The sequence below is a fragment of the Psychrobacter cryohalolentis K5 genome (genome assembly GCF_000013905.1).
Lineage (GTDB): Bacteria > Pseudomonadota > Gammaproteobacteria > Pseudomonadales > Moraxellaceae > Psychrobacter > Psychrobacter cryohalolentis.
This window is the reverse complement of the sequence record NC_007969.1, coordinates 262,433-279,332: the sequence shown is the minus strand read 5'-3', so window position 1 is coordinate 279,332 and position 16,900 is coordinate 262,433. Positions and strand designations below refer to the sequence as shown.

Annotated in this window: 18 protein-coding genes; 8 read left to right on the top strand and 10 right to left on the bottom strand. The window is 43.5% G+C overall.

Annotation, left to right across the window (positions count from 1 at the left end; all coding sequences use genetic code 11):
- Window positions 1-42: 42 nt before the first annotated feature.
- Window positions 43-933 carry a LysR family transcriptional regulator gene (locus PCRYO_RS01230; protein WP_011512608.1) on the top strand — a complete coding sequence of 297 codons (891 nt, stop codon included), beginning with the start codon at window positions 43-45 and terminating at the stop codon, window positions 931-933.
- A 73-nt stretch (window positions 934-1,006) separates the two neighbouring features.
- On the opposite strand, the gene PCRYO_RS01225 is transcribed toward PCRYO_RS01230, so the two are convergent.
- The 4 genes from PCRYO_RS01225 to PCRYO_RS01210 form a co-directional block, all read right to left on the bottom strand.
- Window positions 1,007-1,378 carry a CrcB family protein gene (locus PCRYO_RS01225; RefSeq protein WP_011512607.1) on the bottom strand — a complete coding sequence of 124 codons (372 nt, stop codon included), beginning with the start codon at window positions 1,376-1,378 and terminating at the stop codon, window positions 1,007-1,009.
- A 58-nt stretch (window positions 1,379-1,436) separates the two neighbouring features.
- Complete coding sequence (tsaD, locus tag PCRYO_RS01220; protein ID WP_011512606.1) at window positions 1,437-2,495, bottom strand: tRNA (adenosine(37)-N6)-threonylcarbamoyltransferase complex transferase subunit TsaD; 1,059 nt, start codon at window positions 2,493-2,495, stop codon at window positions 1,437-1,439.
- A gap of 96 nt (window positions 2,496-2,591) precedes the next feature.
- Window positions 2,592-3,107 carry a c-type cytochrome gene (locus PCRYO_RS01215; protein WP_011512605.1) on the bottom strand — a complete coding sequence of 172 codons (516 nt, stop codon included), beginning with the start codon at window positions 3,105-3,107 and terminating at the stop codon, window positions 2,592-2,594.
- 66 nt (window positions 3,108-3,173) lie between these two features.
- Window positions 3,174-3,560, bottom strand: a complete 387-nt coding sequence (locus PCRYO_RS01210) for a hypothetical protein (RefSeq protein WP_011512604.1) — start codon at window positions 3,558-3,560, stop codon at window positions 3,174-3,176.
- 392 nt (window positions 3,561-3,952) lie between these two features.
- On the opposite strand from PCRYO_RS01210, the gene rpsU reads away from it, so the two are divergent.
- Window positions 3,953-4,168, top strand: a complete 216-nt coding sequence (gene rpsU / locus PCRYO_RS01205) for a 30S ribosomal protein S21 (protein ID WP_010195908.1) — start codon at window positions 3,953-3,955, stop codon at window positions 4,166-4,168.
- A gap of 191 nt (window positions 4,169-4,359) precedes the next feature.
- Window positions 4,360-4,809, top strand: coding sequence for a GatB/YqeY domain-containing protein (locus PCRYO_RS01200; protein ID WP_011512603.1), 450 nt, complete (start codon window positions 4,360-4,362; stop codon window positions 4,807-4,809).
- Between the two features lie 74 nt (window positions 4,810-4,883).
- Here PCRYO_RS01200 and PCRYO_RS01195 read toward each other — a convergent pair whose 3' ends face one another.
- Window positions 4,884-6,545: a M48 family metalloprotease gene (locus PCRYO_RS01195; RefSeq protein ID WP_011512602.1), complete on the bottom strand. Its 1,662-nt coding sequence runs from the start codon at window positions 6,543-6,545 to the stop codon at window positions 4,884-4,886.
- Window positions 6,546-6,954: 409 nt separating this feature from the next.
- On the opposite strand from PCRYO_RS01195, the gene PCRYO_RS01190 reads away from it, so the two are divergent.
- The 4 genes from PCRYO_RS01190 (at window position 6,955) to thiS (ending at window position 9,273) form a co-directional block, all read left to right on the top strand.
- The gene (locus PCRYO_RS01190) at window positions 6,955-7,422 is read left to right on the top strand and encodes a sulfurtransferase TusA family protein (RefSeq protein WP_041752920.1); all 468 of its coding nucleotides are present in this window, start codon (window positions 6,955-6,957) and stop codon (window positions 7,420-7,422) included.
- Between the two features lie 241 nt (window positions 7,423-7,663).
- Window positions 7,664-8,527, top strand: a complete 864-nt coding sequence (gene rpoH, locus PCRYO_RS01185; RefSeq protein ID WP_011512600.1) for an RNA polymerase sigma factor RpoH — start codon at window positions 7,664-7,666, stop codon at window positions 8,525-8,527.
- A gap of 65 nt (window positions 8,528-8,592) precedes the next feature.
- The gene (locus PCRYO_RS01180; RefSeq protein ID WP_011512599.1) at window positions 8,593-8,961 is read left to right on the top strand and encodes a DUF423 domain-containing protein; all 369 of its coding nucleotides are present in this window, start codon (window positions 8,593-8,595) and stop codon (window positions 8,959-8,961) included.
- A gap of 111 nt (window positions 8,962-9,072) precedes the next feature.
- Window positions 9,073-9,273, top strand: a complete 201-nt coding sequence (thiS, locus tag PCRYO_RS01175) for a sulfur carrier protein ThiS (RefSeq protein WP_011512598.1) — start codon at window positions 9,073-9,075, stop codon at window positions 9,271-9,273.
- 297 nt (window positions 9,274-9,570) lie between these two features.
- Here thiS and hpf read toward each other — a convergent pair whose 3' ends face one another.
- Entirely contained in the window at window positions 9,571-9,939 is a 369-nt protein-coding gene (hpf, locus tag PCRYO_RS01170) for a ribosome hibernation-promoting factor, HPF/YfiA family (protein ID WP_011512597.1), read from the bottom strand.
- A 402-nt stretch (window positions 9,940-10,341) separates the two neighbouring features.
- Window positions 10,342-12,069, bottom strand: coding sequence for an RNA polymerase factor sigma-54 (gene rpoN, locus PCRYO_RS01165; RefSeq protein WP_011512596.1), 1,728 nt, complete (start codon window positions 12,067-12,069; stop codon window positions 10,342-10,344).
- A gap of 331 nt (window positions 12,070-12,400) precedes the next feature.
- Here rpoN and PCRYO_RS01160 point away from each other — a divergent pair, with 331 nt between their 5' ends.
- Complete coding sequence (locus PCRYO_RS01160) at window positions 12,401-13,297, top strand: carbon-nitrogen hydrolase family protein (protein WP_011512595.1); 897 nt, start codon at window positions 12,401-12,403, stop codon at window positions 13,295-13,297.
- A 75-nt stretch (window positions 13,298-13,372) separates the two neighbouring features.
- Here the strand turns inward: PCRYO_RS01160 and PCRYO_RS01155 are convergent, their stop codons facing one another.
- The 3 genes from PCRYO_RS01155 to lysA all read right to left on the bottom strand — a co-directional run bounded on the left by PCRYO_RS01155 (window position 13,373) and on the right by lysA (window position 16,899).
- Window positions 13,373-14,422 carry a tyrosine recombinase XerC gene (locus PCRYO_RS01155; protein WP_011512594.1) on the bottom strand — a complete coding sequence of 350 codons (1,050 nt, stop codon included), beginning with the start codon at window positions 14,420-14,422 and terminating at the stop codon, window positions 13,373-13,375.
- Window positions 14,423-14,479: 57 nt separating this feature from the next.
- A complete protein-coding gene (dapF, locus tag PCRYO_RS01150; RefSeq protein WP_011512593.1) occupies window positions 14,480-15,367 on the bottom strand; it encodes a diaminopimelate epimerase in 888 nt (295 codons plus the stop codon).
- Window positions 15,368-15,567: 200 nt separating this feature from the next.
- On the bottom strand, window positions 15,568-16,899 hold the full coding sequence (gene lysA, locus PCRYO_RS01145; RefSeq protein WP_011512592.1) for a diaminopimelate decarboxylase: 1,332 nt from the start codon (window positions 16,897-16,899) through the stop codon (window positions 15,568-15,570).
- Between the last annotated feature and the right edge of the window lies 1 nt (window position 16,900).

The following is a 16,900-nucleotide window of genomic DNA, read 5'->3' as shown; positions in this document are numbered from 1 at the left end:
CGCAACTTTTTATTTCTTTAACTTCAGTGGTTAGGTCATTTTATGCTAGAGCTTCGTCATCTTAATACGCTAACTGCGCTGCGAGCACATGGCTCATTGGCTGCTGCCGCCGATGAGCTGCATGTCACCGCCTCTGCGGTCTCCCATCAGTTAAAAGAGCTAGAGAATTATTACGATATTAGTTTGGTCAATAGGCGCACACGTCCGCTAACTTTTACGCCAGCTGGCAAAACGGTATTGGCACTCGCTGACAGCATTTTACCTCAGGTCACGCGCACCAAGTCAAACTTAAAACGCTTAGCCCATGGTCAAGCAGGCAGATTGCGCTTGGCGTCTGAATGTCATAGCTGCTTTGATTGGCTGATGCCGATTCTCAATCATTATCGCCGTGAGTGGTCAGATGTGGAGCTAGATTTTGCTACTGGTTTTGAGCCCGAGCCGCATCATTTATTGATGGAAGGTGATATTGATTTATTGATTACTACAAGTAATTTACCGATAGAAGGTATCAGCTATCAGCCATTATTTGAGTATGAAAGTCGTTTGGTACTGTCGCCGACTCATGACTTGGCTGAGCAACAATTTATTCATGCCAAAGACTTAGTCGATGAAACCTTGATTGCTTATCCAGTGGAAGCTAAGCGCCTTGATATTATTGCCAATTTTATGACCCCAGAGCAGGTCAGCTTTAAAAGTATGCGTACCACCGAGCTAACCGCTATGCTTATTCAGTTGGTTGCTAGTGAACGCGGGGTGGCAGCACTCCCCGACTGGGTGGTGGCTGAATATGAGAGAAAAGGTTGGGTAGTTTCACGTCCATTAGGTAGCGGCGTCTACTGTCAGCTGTATGCGGCAACGCGCACCTCGAGCCAAGAGATTGCCTATATGCAAGGGTTTGCGAGTTTATTAGAAGGTATCGTAAAACCTGTCTAGAAGTAATTATCACTAAAAAAAGAGCCGTATTAAAAAATTAATATGGCTCTTTTTTATTGCTGCATTTTTATTATTATAAAACCAACTTAAAGAAATAAAATCCAAGTGCCGTTGCTAATAACGTCAGCCCCACATGTAGCCCAATCAGTCCTAAGCCCGCAAGCAGTTTACCATTATGGATAAAGGTAAATACTTCGACGCTAAAGGTACTAAAAGTCGTCAAACCACCCAAAAAGCCAGTTATCACAAACAATCTAATATTGGGAGACAAGCCGCTGCCCACACGTTCAAACCACACCAAGGCCAGCCCTATCAATAGTCCACCTAAAACATTGGCGCCAAGCGTCCCAAGTGGTATCCAGTGGTGCATCGGGTTAAAACGCGCCAACCACCCTCGCAGGCAAGCGCCAATGGCAGCACCTAATCCAATCGCAAGCCACTGCATAAGTTATCCTTGAGTGATATAAAGTTTAATAAATTGGATACAAGCGACTTTCTAGCGCTTATACCGCTGGCAACTCGGTCATTGGCCAACGTGGCACGCAGCTGACAGCCAAATCATCTGCTTGACCCGCTTGCAAACGCTCGTAGCCCGCATACGCAATCATCGCACCATTATCGGTACATAAAGCAGGAGGTGCATAATGTACGGTCGCATTTATCTTAGCAAGCTCCCGCTCGAGAGTTTTACGCAAATGACTATTGGCACTGACACCGCCTGCGATAACCAATCGGCTCATATTCACTTGCTTAAGCGCTTTGACGCATTTTTTCACCAAGGTATCGACCACGGCATGCTGAAAACTGGCGGCAATATCAGCACGGACTTGCGGGTCGCTATCAGAGCCATTTCCTGAACCCCCTGAGCATGGGGTGTCCTTGATAAGATTATGTACGGCTGTTTTCATACCGCTAAAAGAGAAATCCAAACCACGATGTAACATTGGTCTTGGTAAACTATAAGCGTCCGAATTACCACTTTCCGCTAATTTAGCGATATTAGGACCACCCGGATATGGCAAGCCCAACATCTTCGCCGCTTTGTCAAAACACTCACCTGCCGCATCATCAATGGATTCGCCAAGGATTTCATATTGACCAATACCATGCGCAGCAATGAGTAGCGTATGCCCACCAGAAACAAGTAAGGAGACAAACGGAAACGCTGGTGGATTCGCACCCATCAGCGGTGCCAATAGATGCCCTTCCATATGATGAACACCAATCGCTGGAATATCTAACCCATAAGCCAAGCTACGACCAAACAATGCACCTGTCATCAAGGCGCCGATAAGCCCCGGACCCTTGGTATAAGCGACGGCATCAATCTCATCTTTAGTGATATTGCATTGCTGCAAAAGCTCATTAAATAAAGGCACTAACTTACGGATATGATCGCGACTAGCAAGCTCAGGCACCACGCCGCCATAAAGGGCGTGCAGCTCTATTTGTGAATACAATACTTGCCCAAGTAGACCTTTATTGTCGCTCGTTACCTGTTCGCTATCAAAAATCGCTAGACCCGTCTCATCGCAAGAGGTTTCTAATCCCAATACTTTCATCTATGTGCCTTTATATTTTGCCTTGTAGCGTGAATAAAAAACCGCCACTGTAAGCTTACAATGACGGTCAGTTTAGCAAATTTCAATCAATAATATTTAGCTAGCTGCAGCAACCATATAATCAACAGCCGCATGAACTTGCGCCTCACTGACTTCAGCGCTTGCCTGCGCAGGCATTTTGTTAAAGCCTTTGGCAGAGTGCATATGTAATGTATCGATACCTTTGGCGATTCGTGGTGCCCATGCTTCTTTATTACCGAATACTGGCGCGGCTAATAAACCTTTTTCATGACAGACTTTACATTGTTTTTCATACAATGCAGCACCTGCATCAGCAGCCAACACTTCAGGCTCAGCAGCGGCAGCACTTACTTCTTCCGCTTTTACTTCTGACACCTCAACTGTTTCTACCTCAACGACAGGCTCAGCTTCAGCAGGCGCTGCTGGCTCCACAACCACAGCTTCGGTTTCATTAACCACCGCAGGCTCATCAGTGGGAGCGTTATCACCACCGCTACAGGCGCTAAGTGTCAATAACACACTAAGACTTAGACCAGACAGCGCTAACTTAACAACTGATTTTTTCTTTATTACAGCTTGTTTAACAGTCATGGTTATTTCCTTATCTATAGATGGTTAGTGACACCGCTCATTATTGAATACTGCCTTCAAGCAGGATTAATTGGTTGCAGGTTCAGCTGAATCTGTCGCCGGCACTTCAGTACTATTGGCAGTATCGGCAGTCGCCACAGCGGTATCAGAACTATCGGCGCTTACCGTTGCATCAGCTGCTGTTTCCTCTACTGCGACAGCCCCTTCTTCAGTACTCATCGTCGCATCTGTTGTCGCATCAACTGCTGGCATTGGCGCTGTTGCTGGGAAATCTATCTTTTCTGCTGCAGGTGCATTCGCGCGAGCAATCTCTGCTGCCTCATCAACACGATCGACAGCTAAAATGTGATCTGACTCTTCACCTTCTTTCTCACTACTACAAGCACTGACACCAAAACCAAGAGCGACGATAAATGCTGTACTTAGCGCCGTATTGAGTACTGATTTTTTCATTCCAACATCCTTAATAAAGTGCACATAAAACGATTGATATTATGCAAATTATCATAGCATAAACTTGGCCTAAACCGTTATAGACAGTAGGGGGTTTATTTATACTGATGCTATTTATTAAATAACCCGTTTATCCTTCCTAAAGAACGTTTAGCTATAAATGACTTACGACCCTTATTACTGGCAGCAGTTTGCAACTTAATGATAGTTATAGATTAATAAGTAAAAGCCTTTGACTTTATTGCGATTTTTTATTAAAATAGGCGCCCTTGTGCTATTGCGCAAGATTGTCCTAGTTTGAGCTGATGCCAGTAATCTTGAGATATTACGGCTAAATACTAATACACAGCCAAACTAATGCCCTTATATCTCATCCTAATCGAGGAGTCTTCATGCCTGCAGTTAAGGTTAAAGAAAACGAACCAGTTGATATCGCTATCCGTCGTTTTAAACGTGCTTGTGAAAAAGCTGGCGTATTGTCAGATGTACGTAAGCGTGAATTTTATGAAAAACCAACGCAAGTACGCAAGCGCAAAAAAGCTGCTGCAGTAAAGCGTTATAAGAAAAAATTACAACGCGAAACTATTCGTACCACTCGTATGTACTAATCGATAAGTCGATTAGCTAAGTACCAGCGCTACACTAACGCCACTGTTATCCGATGATATCAGTGGCGTTTTTTATGCTACAATTTTTGTTATTACTATCATTGGTTCTAACACTTTCTATTATAAAGCTTGTTCTGATTAGTAGACTTTTTACACAAACTTTTTACCTATAATCATAAGGAATAACAACAATGAGCCAAATTAAACAGACGCTAACTGACACCATCAAAGTCTCTATGAAAGCACGTGAGATTGAACGGGTCAAAGTACTGCGTAACGTACAAGCGGTTATCAAACAAATTGAGATCGACCGTCGAATCGAGCTTGATGATGCCGAAGTTTTGGAGATATTACAAAAACAGCTCAAACAGCGCCATGAGTCATTGACTATTTTTACCGAAAACGGTCGTGATGACTTGGCAACCAAAGAGCAGTTTGAGATTGATATTATCAATGAATATATGCCAAAACAGATGGATGATGCGGAGATTACTGCCTTGGTAAACGCAGAAATCGCCGAGCAAGGCGCAACGTCAATGCGTGATATGGGTAGCGTGATGGGTATATTAAAAACGAAAACTGCGGGTCGTGCTGACCCTGCCTTAATCTCAAAGCTGGTCAAAGACGCGCTACAAGGTTAATCGCTACAGCATATTGATAAAATCAACGCTTTTTCTATATAGCGCTTTATAGCAGTTAATTATCAGAGAACCGCCTAAGGCTTAAAGTCTTTGGCGGTTTTTACGGCTTTGATTTCGGCGTTAATATTAGCAAGTAGAGGGCGAGCGCTATTAGCTTGAGCCGTATTTTGCAAATTTTCTGTCAATTTTTTGGCTTGCGTTAAAGAAGTCAGCGCGCGCTCGTAGCTTCCACTCCATAGTTGGTCATGACTGCGGTAGCGTAGTGCATTAATAGTAGCAATACTTTTTAGCGGTGCAGAATTGGTGGTCTTTGCCAATTTTTCATTGGCCAATTGCAAACTTTGCCAAGCATAACGGTCGCTTGGTTGCTGTTCAGTCAATGGCTTAAGCAATGCTTGGGCTTTAGTTGGCTGATTGCTATTGGTCAATGCTTCTGCCAGATAAAGTCGTAAGTCACGGCGCTCAGGATAGAGCCGCTGCTGGCTCTCTAATATTTCAGCAGCTTGTTGCCATTTATTTTGTTCCGTCAAAATCTGGCTTTGGGTAATGGACAATAATGGCTCTAGTACTTGGCGCTTTGCGACCGGCAATGCAGACAGCTCGGCAAATAAATCATTTGCCTCTTTAAAGCGCTGCTGCTCGCCATACCAATGCATCAGTGCAAGCTTTGCCCCGACGCTGTTTTTTGCTGCAGTCATCAAGGCGGTCTCTGAAGCATGCTTGCCGGTACTTTGTACGCGCCAATACAGCAGATCAAACAAAGCTTGATGACGCTGTTGCTGATTTAACGGCAGCGTATTATAACGCTGCGCACGGCTTTGAGATTCACTCAAGCGCTCATTGCTCAGTGGATGAGAGCGGATAAAGCTTGGCAAAAACTGATTGGCGGTTTGATTCATCTGACTTTTTTGATTCATGGTCGCAAAGAAGCGCGGCATCGCCCGTGGGTCATAGCCAGCTTGGTTCATGATTTGCATACCGACCCGATCAGCATCACGTTCATTATTACGACTAAACGCCATACTACTATTCATAGTGGCGGTTTGGCTACCCATCATCACTGCTGCTGCCGCATCACCATCGACGGTCGATGCAGCAATCGCGGCGAGCATGCCACCTATTTGCATCAGCAAGGCTTTTTTGCGCTCATCAGCGCCGCTTTCATAATGACGCTGACTGATGTGCGCAACCTCATGAGCCACAACGCTTGCCAGCTCATCCATGCTGTTTGCAGCCAATATAGTGCCGGTATTAAGACCAATTACGCCGCCTGGAGCCGCAAATGCATTAATACTTGGGTTATCGATAATGACCAAACCAAGCGGTGCTTGCTGGCGTGCTTGGGCATTGAGCCGCCATGTTAGTTCTTTGACCGTTTCTTGAATCCAAGGGTCATGCTCCATCTTTACACGACCATTGATGTTTCTTAATGACCATTCACCCAGCAATTTATTTTGATATTGCTCATCAAAGCTCAGCCCTTGCCCGCGTAAACTGGGCAAACTTAGCTCTTCTGTGTTAGTGGTTTGCCATGAATCATAGCTCAATGGCATCGCTTGGCTTTTGCTATAGGCGATGCTTGTACAGGCCAATAATATCGTTGACAGTGCTAATTTTATTGCAAATGATCGCGACAGATGATGGTTTATCTGCTTAGAGAATAACCCTGTCTGTACGCTTACATAGTGAGTGATAGCACGTTTATTCCGTGCATTTATTAGCGGCTTATCAAGCATTGATTGTCTTTTAGAATAATCCAAGTGCGTACCCTATATGCATAATCATAACGTGCTTTGACTATACGAGCTTGTCTATTGAACGTCAATTGCCGTCTGCCTGTCGCTACCAATAACTCCGCAGGGCGTCACTATTGCGCAACATGGTTATGTGAACCTATTAGATAAGTCTAATATAAAAATACGAAGATCAATACTACTCAGCTGTTCTGATTGATCAAACGCGATGATGACTATATTCAACTGCAATTGAATACAGGCAATTTGCTATAATGGTTGCTTATAAAACCGTCGGCGTCGCAGCACAATCGCCATATTGTATTAAGATAGTATTATCCATAAATATTGCAATGCTAAGCATTAGACTGAAACACAAGGTTTAATATTAGCCATGTTAAAGGTTTATTTTATGTCTGCTGATAGTCCATCCATCATGGTACGAGCCGCTTATCCAATATATCTGGGAGAGACTTTGTCTAAGAGCGAGCAGCAATCAATCAGGCAGCTCCTAGACTTATTACCAACAGATGACATCAACTTAAATCATAAAACAGATTTGAGTAAACCAGTACTTGTTATCAAAGATATGGTCGATGGTCGCGGACTTGCCTGCCCGATGCCACTGTTAAAAACTAAGGTCGCATTACGCAGTGTCGTCTCTGGGGAGTCATTGTACGTTGTGGCAACTGACCCAAATTCTCAAGCTGACATTATGGCTTTTTGTCAGCAAAGCTTACAAACAAAAGCCACGAACCCGCTATTGCTTAGTATTAATCAAGCCACCGTATCAGACAGTGGAGAACTGAGCGCTAGCCAATCTAAATATTCTGTTGATACAATATATCACTTTATCATTACCAAAACTGATAGCAACTAAGCGTCGCTATCCTTTACAATTACAACTATAAAGATTTTTATCTGACTGTTTGCTTATCTATTTAACCAAGGTCAAGAATATGGCTAATACCACTACTAACGCTGCAAATAACCGTAAAAAAGACAGCGCTGTTCCTGAAATAAACGAAGCGCGCGATGCAGCACTGAAAGCGGCAGCTGAGCGTCCGCCTTATGATGCCAGCGCGCTTGGCGATACCAGTACCCGTGATTTGGTACCTGCCATGCCGACGCATTTGTCCGCACCTGGGGTGAATTTGGGTGCTTATATTAATACCGTGCACCAAATCCCTATCTTGACTCCGACGCAAGAGCAAGAGCTTGCCCATCGCTATTATGATGAAGGCGATGTAGAAGCGGCGCGTTTACTGGTCATGTCGCATTTGCGTTTTGTCATTCATATTGCCCGCAGCTATTCAGGCTATGGGTTACCGCAAGCAGATTTGATCCAAGAAGGTAATTTGGGACTTATGAAGGCGGTAAAGCGTTTTGATCCTAACAAAGGCGTACGTCTAGTATCATTTGCAGTGCATTGGATCAAAGCAGAGATTCATGAATTTGTCATCCGTAACTGGCGTATTGTAAAAGTTGCTACAACCAAGGCGCATCGTAAACTGTTCTTTAACTTACGCAGTTTAAAAAAGACCAACAATCAGTTGACCCTCGAAGAAGCCGATGCGATTGCCAATGACTTAAACGTTACTCGTAAGCAAGTGCTTGAGATGGAGTCGCGCCTGACCTCTTATGATGCGTCATTTGAGGCGCAATCAAGTGACGATGACGATGGACGTTATGCGCCACAGCTATTTTTGGAAGATGGCATTGACCCTGCCGAAATCGTCGAAGAATCTGACTGGGAAGAAAATAATTCATCAGCCTTGATTGCTGCAATGGAAACCTTGGATGATCGCTCACGTGATATTGTCGAGCAGCGCTGGTTATCTGAGCAAAAATCAACCTTGCATGAGTTGGCAGCGGTCTACTCTATCTCTGCTGAGCGCGTACGCCAAATTGAGAAAAATGCCATGGATAAAATCCGTGAAGCGATGACCATCGACAGTGTGATTTTACCTGATGATATTCAATAAGTTGCTTATCGATAAGACAACTGTCTTTGCTTAGTAAGCATTTATTCAACAATACGAGTACAACCATGTTCAATTGGATAAGTATCGCGGCGATCAATATGGCTATCGCCGTTGCTTTAGGCGCGTTTGGCGCGCATGGTCTCAAAGATATGGTCAGCACTCAACAGCTAGAATGGTGGCAGACAGCAACCCTATATTGGTTCGTCCATTCGCTTGGATTATTACTTGTTGGTATCCTTATTCGCTTAAACTATGCAACCCAAACCGCCGCATGGTTATTACAAATTGGTGTCATTATTTTTGCGGGTAGTTTATACGCCATGACACTTGGTGCGCCACGTTGGTTCGGTGCCATTACGCCTATTGGCGGTGTGCTGATGATTGCAGGTTGGTTATGGCTTGCGCTATCTTCAGCACGCTTAACAAATAGCTGATTGATTGATTTTAGTAAGAAACAATCTTATTTTATTTAGCTACGTTAGTGCTAGTAGTAGTGAAAATAGTAAGGCTAAATAGGAATTTTGGATTATTAGGGAGTACGATTTATGAGCAATATTAGTGTCAATGGTAAGAAGTTACAGACGACTCATCAAACGGTACAATTGGTTGTCAATGAGCTTGGGCTTAGTAACGGTCGTTATGCGGTAGAAGTCGATGGTGAACTGATTCCTAAAAGTGAGCTTGATAAGCTACATATTGTTGAAGGCATGACTATTGAAGTAGTACAGGCTGTAGGCGGTGGCTAAGGTTTTTAACCATTGAAATAGATAGTCGTTTTTGATACATAGAATTTTAGAAAATCACACTGTAAAACCTAATGTTTACAACCCTTTCCTTTTAAAATTTATTATAAAAAAGACCTAAACGGTTATTCGTTTGAGGTCTTTTTTTACTTAGCGTCTTAGGCTTGCTGAATTGCTCATTTTTGAGCATGTCACGTATTCAAATTACTCAGGAATACTGTTCAATTTAATAACCGTGCTATTTGTGCATTTATTTATTGGCTAATAATTATTAAAATTTTATGACACAGCAAACTATCATTAAACTGCAGGCTCAGCTTCAGCCGTCATCAAATCTTCATAGCGAGAATCACGCCCTGCACCCTGTGTTTTTTTGCTCTCCATTTTTGTTTTATACTTGCGTACTTGTCTATCAAGTTTGTCTGCCATCTCATTTATGGCTTTATACATATCATCATCAAGAGCTTGGACAAACATCTCTTTACCCGAGACTCGCATGATAGCTTCAGCCTTATGGCTCTTTTTAGCACCGCTATTATCTAGCGATAGAATCACTTGAATACTTTGAATCTGATCAAAGTGACGCTCGACTTTTTCAAGTTTTTCGCGAACTGCGGTGTCCATGGCATCGGTAATACTGATATGGTGACCACTGATAGAAACATTCATATTATTGTCCTCTTATTAGTACTTACAATCAACAGATGAGGTCGCATCGCTGCTCTTATCATCCTGCCTTACCACAAAATAATCTTGTATCTTTATCCTCAACGTCTTTAATAGCAGCACTTTTAATAAAATATCGACGTATCCTTTTATCGTCTTTTTTATCTCATCCCTAATGACTGACTACATAAATTTGCTAAATCGACACTTTGATTTTGTTGTTGGTATGACTCTAATTTGTCATGAAAACCCGCTAGTAGCAAGGTTTTATATTGTAATTAAATGTAATAAAATCGGTTGTTTCTTTAATGTTTCTATATAATCAGAAAATTTTATTTTTTATATTTCCTATAGAATATTTTGATTATTAATCACCTCTTTAGATAACTTATTGAATTCAGACCATTAATATTTTTGTTTGCGCTGTGTAGATGAGCCAATATTCATTGCTTCACGATATTTGGCGACTGTTCTTCTGGCAATATCGATACCTTCTGCCAACAAATAATCTTTTATCTTACTATCAGACAATGGCTTTTTGGGCTCTTCATCAGCGATAAGCTGCTTAATCATCGCACTGATAGCAGTTGATGAGATATCGCCATCGCTGCTGCTAACATGTGATGAAAAGAAATGCTTGAGCGAAAACAGTCCTTGCGGTGTCAAAATGGTCTTGCTAGTGGTCAGGCGCGAGACCGTTGATTCATGTAAATCAACTTCGTCTGCAATCACCTTTAAAATAAGCGGTTGCATAGCAGTGGCGCCATACTGCAAAAAAGATTGCTGGTAGCGCACGATACTAGTGGCTACCTTTAAAAGGTTCTGATTACGCTCTTCGATACTGCGAATAAATAAGCGCGCATCAGTGAGATTTTCACGCAGATATTGATTATCAGGGCTATTATCGCCGCGCTTAACAAGGTTGGCATATTCTTGGTTGACTCGTAGTTTTGGCAAGGTTTCAGGGTTTAGACGTACCTGCCAGCCATCTTCTTGAGTAGATATGGTGGTGTTTTGATGAGCATCATGGCGACGGATAGGCGTCACCAATACATCAGGGATATCATAGCTGTCGGGCGACTGAGTATAATCCGGTTGGCGGCTTTGAAATAGCAATCCTGGTGAAGGATTTAAAGTACGCAACAGCGTAAGCGCAGGGGTAATCTCATGAGCCGCAAGTCCTGTGCGCTCAGTTAAGGCTTTAATATTATTACTGACCAGATGCTCACTGGCAGATAAGAGCGCTTGGGCTTGTTTTAGATAAGGCGTGTCAGTGTCGAGCTTAGATAGCTGAATCGCTAAGCATTCACTTAGATTTCGTGCGCCAACCCCAAGCGGATCACAGGATTGAATCATGCGCAGTACTGCCATTACTTCATCCTGCTCAACGCGCTGATCCCACTGATAAAAGCTCGCAATGGTATCAAAGCTCTGTAGCAACTCCTCGATATCGAGCCGTACAAAACCCATGTCGTCCATAGAATCCATCAAATACTCAGCGATAAGAGTATCTGTCTCTGAGAGACGTTTAAAATTCAGCTGCCAACGCACATGGTCTTGAATCGTCGCATTGGTACTGCCCTCATAGCGATCAAAGTCCTCAGAATCTGGACGCGCTGATATGCTGCCTGAACCAGTACTGGCGGTGTTAAAACCGTCATAATCTGCATTAGGGCTATCATAGTTTGAGCTTTCATAGTTTGAGCTTTCATAGTTTGAGCCTTCAAAGTCTTCAAGCGTATAACTGTCGATGGCATCCGTATCAAAACCGTCTTGCTGCAATTTATCTAGACTATCATTAGTAAGGCTATCGCTAGTACTGTCATCATAGTCAAATACATCTTCATTATTTGATGGAGGAGATATAGAAAACGTATCAGAAGCAGTACTCTGATTCCAACTGTCTAACGTTAGTGGCTCGCCAAACTCATCTAATGCGTCTTTATCCATACTTTCGTACTCATCTTCATCGTTTTCGATGCGTTCTAGTAATGGATTACTGTCCAGCTTCGCTTGAACCTCTTGCGCCAGCTCAAGACTAGAGAGCTGCAGCAATTTAATAGCTTGCTGCATTTGCGGGGTCAGTTTTTGTGAGGTGCTTAGCGTGGTCGCCAATCCGAACGACATACTCATGGGCAGTTTATTACACTCCAGTCTTGGTAATATTGTCTTTGTAATGCTGATTAATGAGCGGTTTACCCTTAACAGGACATGACGATAGCATTTTTTGCGACAATTTTGCTATGATAATTTATGCCCTTGCCAGATAAGTGAATGACAAACCTCTGTCCGTAGCTTTCTGGTAGCTTCTAAAGAATACTTTAATAAAAATTTATACCTGTGCATAGTTGCATAGTTGCATAGAATGACTTGCGGAGTAAGGTTCAAATAAACCATTAATAATGACAAACCTGAAAACGTTTTATAAGAGATATATAATATTAACAATATTGAGAAGCCTGCTATGAATGAACATATAAATAACATACAGCTGACCGTTGCTGCCATCCAAATGAATAGTCAGCAAAGCATTGAAGACAATCTGTCAGATATAAAATCTGCTATTATAGATGCTCGTGCACAAGGCGCGCAGCTTGTCGTACTACCAGAAAACTGCTGTAGCATGGGTAGACAGTTTGCGACAGCAGAGCGCTTTGATGCGCTGTCAGCGACGATAGCAGAGTATGCACGTACATATGGTATATACGTGCTAGCAGGCTCTCTGCCCTGCCCGTATCGCCCTGATGGTATGATTGTGCCTGATGGTAGATTGCGCCAAGTAAGCCTATTGTTTGCGCCGGATGGTACACAAGTGGCGCGCTATGACAAGATTCACTTATTCACCGCGACCGTCGCCGATAAGCAAGGCAGTTATAACGAAGCGGCGACGTTTGAGCCAGGTACGCAGACGGTCGTGGCAGCGCTCGAAGTAAATGATGATATTTATCAGCTCGGTATGATGGTTTGCTTTGATCTACGCTTTCCTGCATTGGCGCAGCGTCTGCGGCAAGCAGGCGCAGAACTATTAAGTGCGCCATCTGCTTTTACGTATCTAACAGGACAAGCCCATTGGTCGCTCTTACTGCAAGCGCGAGCTTTAGACAGTCAATGTATGGTAATTGGAGCAGCACAAGGCGGTGAGCATGCGTATAAAGACGGTCATACACGTCAGACGTGGGGACATACGACGATTAGCGCTTATGATGGAACTGTAATGAGCAGCTACAATAATAGCGAATTGACCCCATCTTTGAATAAAGACCATAAAAATTATGCTTTGGTCTTAGCGACGTTAGATAGACAAGCGCAAAATCAGGGACGACAAAAGATGCCTATCTTTGATTGTCATCGTTTGGCATAAAATAATTTTTATAAAAGCGTCTTGATAAAAGGTTTTTTTAATCAAAGCAATTTGCTATGAAAGACACTTTTAAAATTAAAGGGTTGAATCGCTGTCTTTGGATACGTGAGTGGCTCGAGGATGGGCACGGTCATAGACTTGGGTCAATTTAGCAAAATCGACATGGGTATAAATTTGCGTGGTACTGATATCGCTATGCCCAAGCATCTCTTGGACAGCGCGCAAGTCGCCACTTCCTGACAACATATGTGATGCAAAGCAATGGCGCAATAGATGCGGATACATGTTTTGAGCAATACCAGCACGAGTAGCAGCAACTTTAAGACGCTGCTGCACAGCCCGTGTTGATAAACGCGTACCCAGTTTTTCACTAATAAATAATGCTTGGTCCATCTGCTCTACCCACAGATTACGGTGCGGTAAATAACGACGAATGGCGTCAGCCGCTTTTATTCCTAAAGGTACTAGGCGTGTCTTATTACCTTTGCCGGTCACGCGTACGCGCAGATCAGCTAAGTCGACATCTACTATATCTAACGCGACGAGCTCACCGACACGTAGACCACTGCTATAAAGCAATTCAAACATCGCCTTATCACGTAGCCATAATCGCGCTTGTTCAGGTGTATCAGGTATTTCTTGGTCGAGCAATTGCGTCAATAAATCCACATCAGCGATAGAGGGTAATGGTCTAGGACTACGCTTAAGCTGATAGCCTGTGGTTGGATTAATACGTGCCAAATCCTCTTCTATCAGCCAGCCATAAAAATGACGAATAGCTGATAACTCTTGCTGAACGCTGGCGAGGGATAGTTTGTCTTCATCAAGGCGTTGGCTGATATGCTGGGCTAATTGGCGCTTATCACAACGTGTCCATGTCAGGCGTTTACCTCGCAGGAATAACGCCAACTGGTTTAAGCCAGCAAAATAAGCCGTCAATGTATGCGGTGAGTGATTGCGCACAGATAAGACATTTAGCCAACGATGCACAGGGGCTAATAATTCACTTAACGCGGCATCCGCTTCTATGGTGATTGCCAATTCTGCTGATAGCCATGACGGTGAAACGGATTGTTTATCAGATCGTGCGTCTATCACTTGAGATTTTTTATAAGACATCACCATATTGAAAACAACCCCATTACTTATCCAGTAAAAATAACTGTCACTTATGTTTTACTATTAACTTTCTGGATTGGGCTTGATACCGGCTTGTGCCATCAAGCCATCTGGACTAAAGACACCTTCATACACAAATGCGGTTGGTCCGGTCATCATGACCGAATAGCCCGGCTGCCATTTAATTACCATGCTGCCGCCATAGAGCTGAGCACGCACATCTTCACCTTCGTCAAGCCAACCTTCGCGTATACCGATGGCAACGGCTGCACAAGCGCCCGTACCACAGGCTTGCGTCTCACCGACACCACGTTCGAATACTCTTAGACGAATATGACGTTGATTCATTATTTGCATAAAACCGACATTGACACGTTCTGGAAACGCTGGATGCGATTCGATGGCTTTACCCAAGGTTTCAACGTCAGCATCAAGCACATCGTCAACTTTTATCACCGCATGCGGATTGCCCATATTGGCAACATAAAGCTGCACCGGCGTACCATTCACGTCCAGATGATAAGCATTTTGGATTTTGGTGATGGCTCTTGGGGTAAATGGAATCTCACTTGGCTCAAACTTGGGCTTGCCCATATCAACCTCTACCCAGCCATAACGATCGGTCGTGAGCGAAATAATGCCGCTTGCCGTCTCAACACGGAGACGTTGTTTAAAGGATAACTTGCGCGCTTGCACAAAACGGGCAAAACAGCGGGCGCCATTACCGCATTGCTCAACTTCTGTGCCATCCGTATTAAAAATACGATAACTAAAATCAACGTCGGGGCGCATCGGCGGCTCAACGACGAGCAATTGATCAAAACCAATACCTAAATGACGATCACCCAGTAACTGCACCAAATCCTTGGTCAAGTCCAAACGCTGAGTCACCAAATCGATGACCATAAAGTCATTGCCCAACCCATGCATCTTAGTAAATTCTATTAGCATATCCCTGATATCCTATCCTATTTTTATGTATGTCTTATATTAGCACGCTGTCAGTTACAATCATAACTATCACCGTTATCAAATGCCAAGTTATATTCCACACTTATTATTCAGGTGTTTGATCAAAATTTGCCATAAAAAAACCCACTAGCATTATGATAATGGGTTAGATTTTTGAGATACTTTATGCTGCTTAGCCGTTAACCTTGCCACAATACTTCGTCTGCATATAGCGCTTCAACGGTTTCGCGTTTGCGAATCAGCTGGTGGCGATCATCAGCTACCATGACTTCACTAGCTCGCGGGCGTGAATTATAGTTGCTACTCATAGTAAAGCCATAAGCACCAGCACCCGTGATCGCCAAGATATCGCCTGTTGAGAGCGACAACAAACGATCTTTTGCTAAGAAATCACCCGTTTCACAGATAGCGCCGACGATATCCCATGGCTCAGTACTTTCTGTATTAATACCATTACTAGGCAAAACGTTTGGAATTACTGCCATTTCTGCTTGATATAAAGCAGGGCGAATTAAGTCGTTCATTGCCGCGTCAACAATGGCAAAATTCTTATGCTCAGTTGGTTTGAGCACGTCAACCTTGGTCAATAATACCCCAGCATTTGCCACGATACTACGACCCGGCTCAAAGAATACCGTCAAGCCAAGCTCACTAAGTTTTGGTAATAACGCATTGGCAAATTCATCAATAGACACAGGCGTCTCATCAATATAACGCACACCCAGACCACCACCCAAATCGATATGACGCAGCTCAATACCTGCTTTACGTAAGCTATGCACCAGCTCAATCACTTTGTCCAATGCCGCAACGAATGGCGCAACTTCAGTCAACTGCGAGCCGATATGACAGTCAATACCAACGATATCGATATGAGACAATTTGGCGGCTTGTTGATAAACGACCAGCGCATCCTCGTGAGCAATACCGAATTTATTGTCTTTGAGACCTGTTGAAATATACGGATGGGTTTTGGCATCTACATCAGGATTGACACGTAGTGATATCGGCGCTGATTTATCAAGCTGCGCGGCTACTTCATTGATTAGAGTCAGCTCGCTAATCGACTCAACATTAAAGCAACCAATACCTTGGTTAAGCGCATATTCAATATCGCTATAGGTTTTGCCGACGCCTGAGAATACCACACGTGTAGCTTCGCCCCCTGCCGCCAATACCCGCATCAGCTCGCCACGTGAAACGATATCAAACCCTGCGCCTGCTTGCGCCAATACGCCAAGTACCGCAAGGTTTGAGTTTGCTTTTACCGCATAGCAAATCTGGTGAGTTAAGCTGGCAAAGCTATCGGTATAAGCTTGATAGACATCCAAAATGGCTTGCTTTGAGTACACATAACAAGGCGTACCATAGTGTTTAACCACTTCGGTAATACTGACTTGCTCCATATGTAGCGTATTATTTTGATAATGTAGTTCAGGCAAATGGGCGGTTAAGGCTTCAGGATTGATGTACAGGCCTTGCTCAGTTTGGGTCGTGACTGACTGACTCATA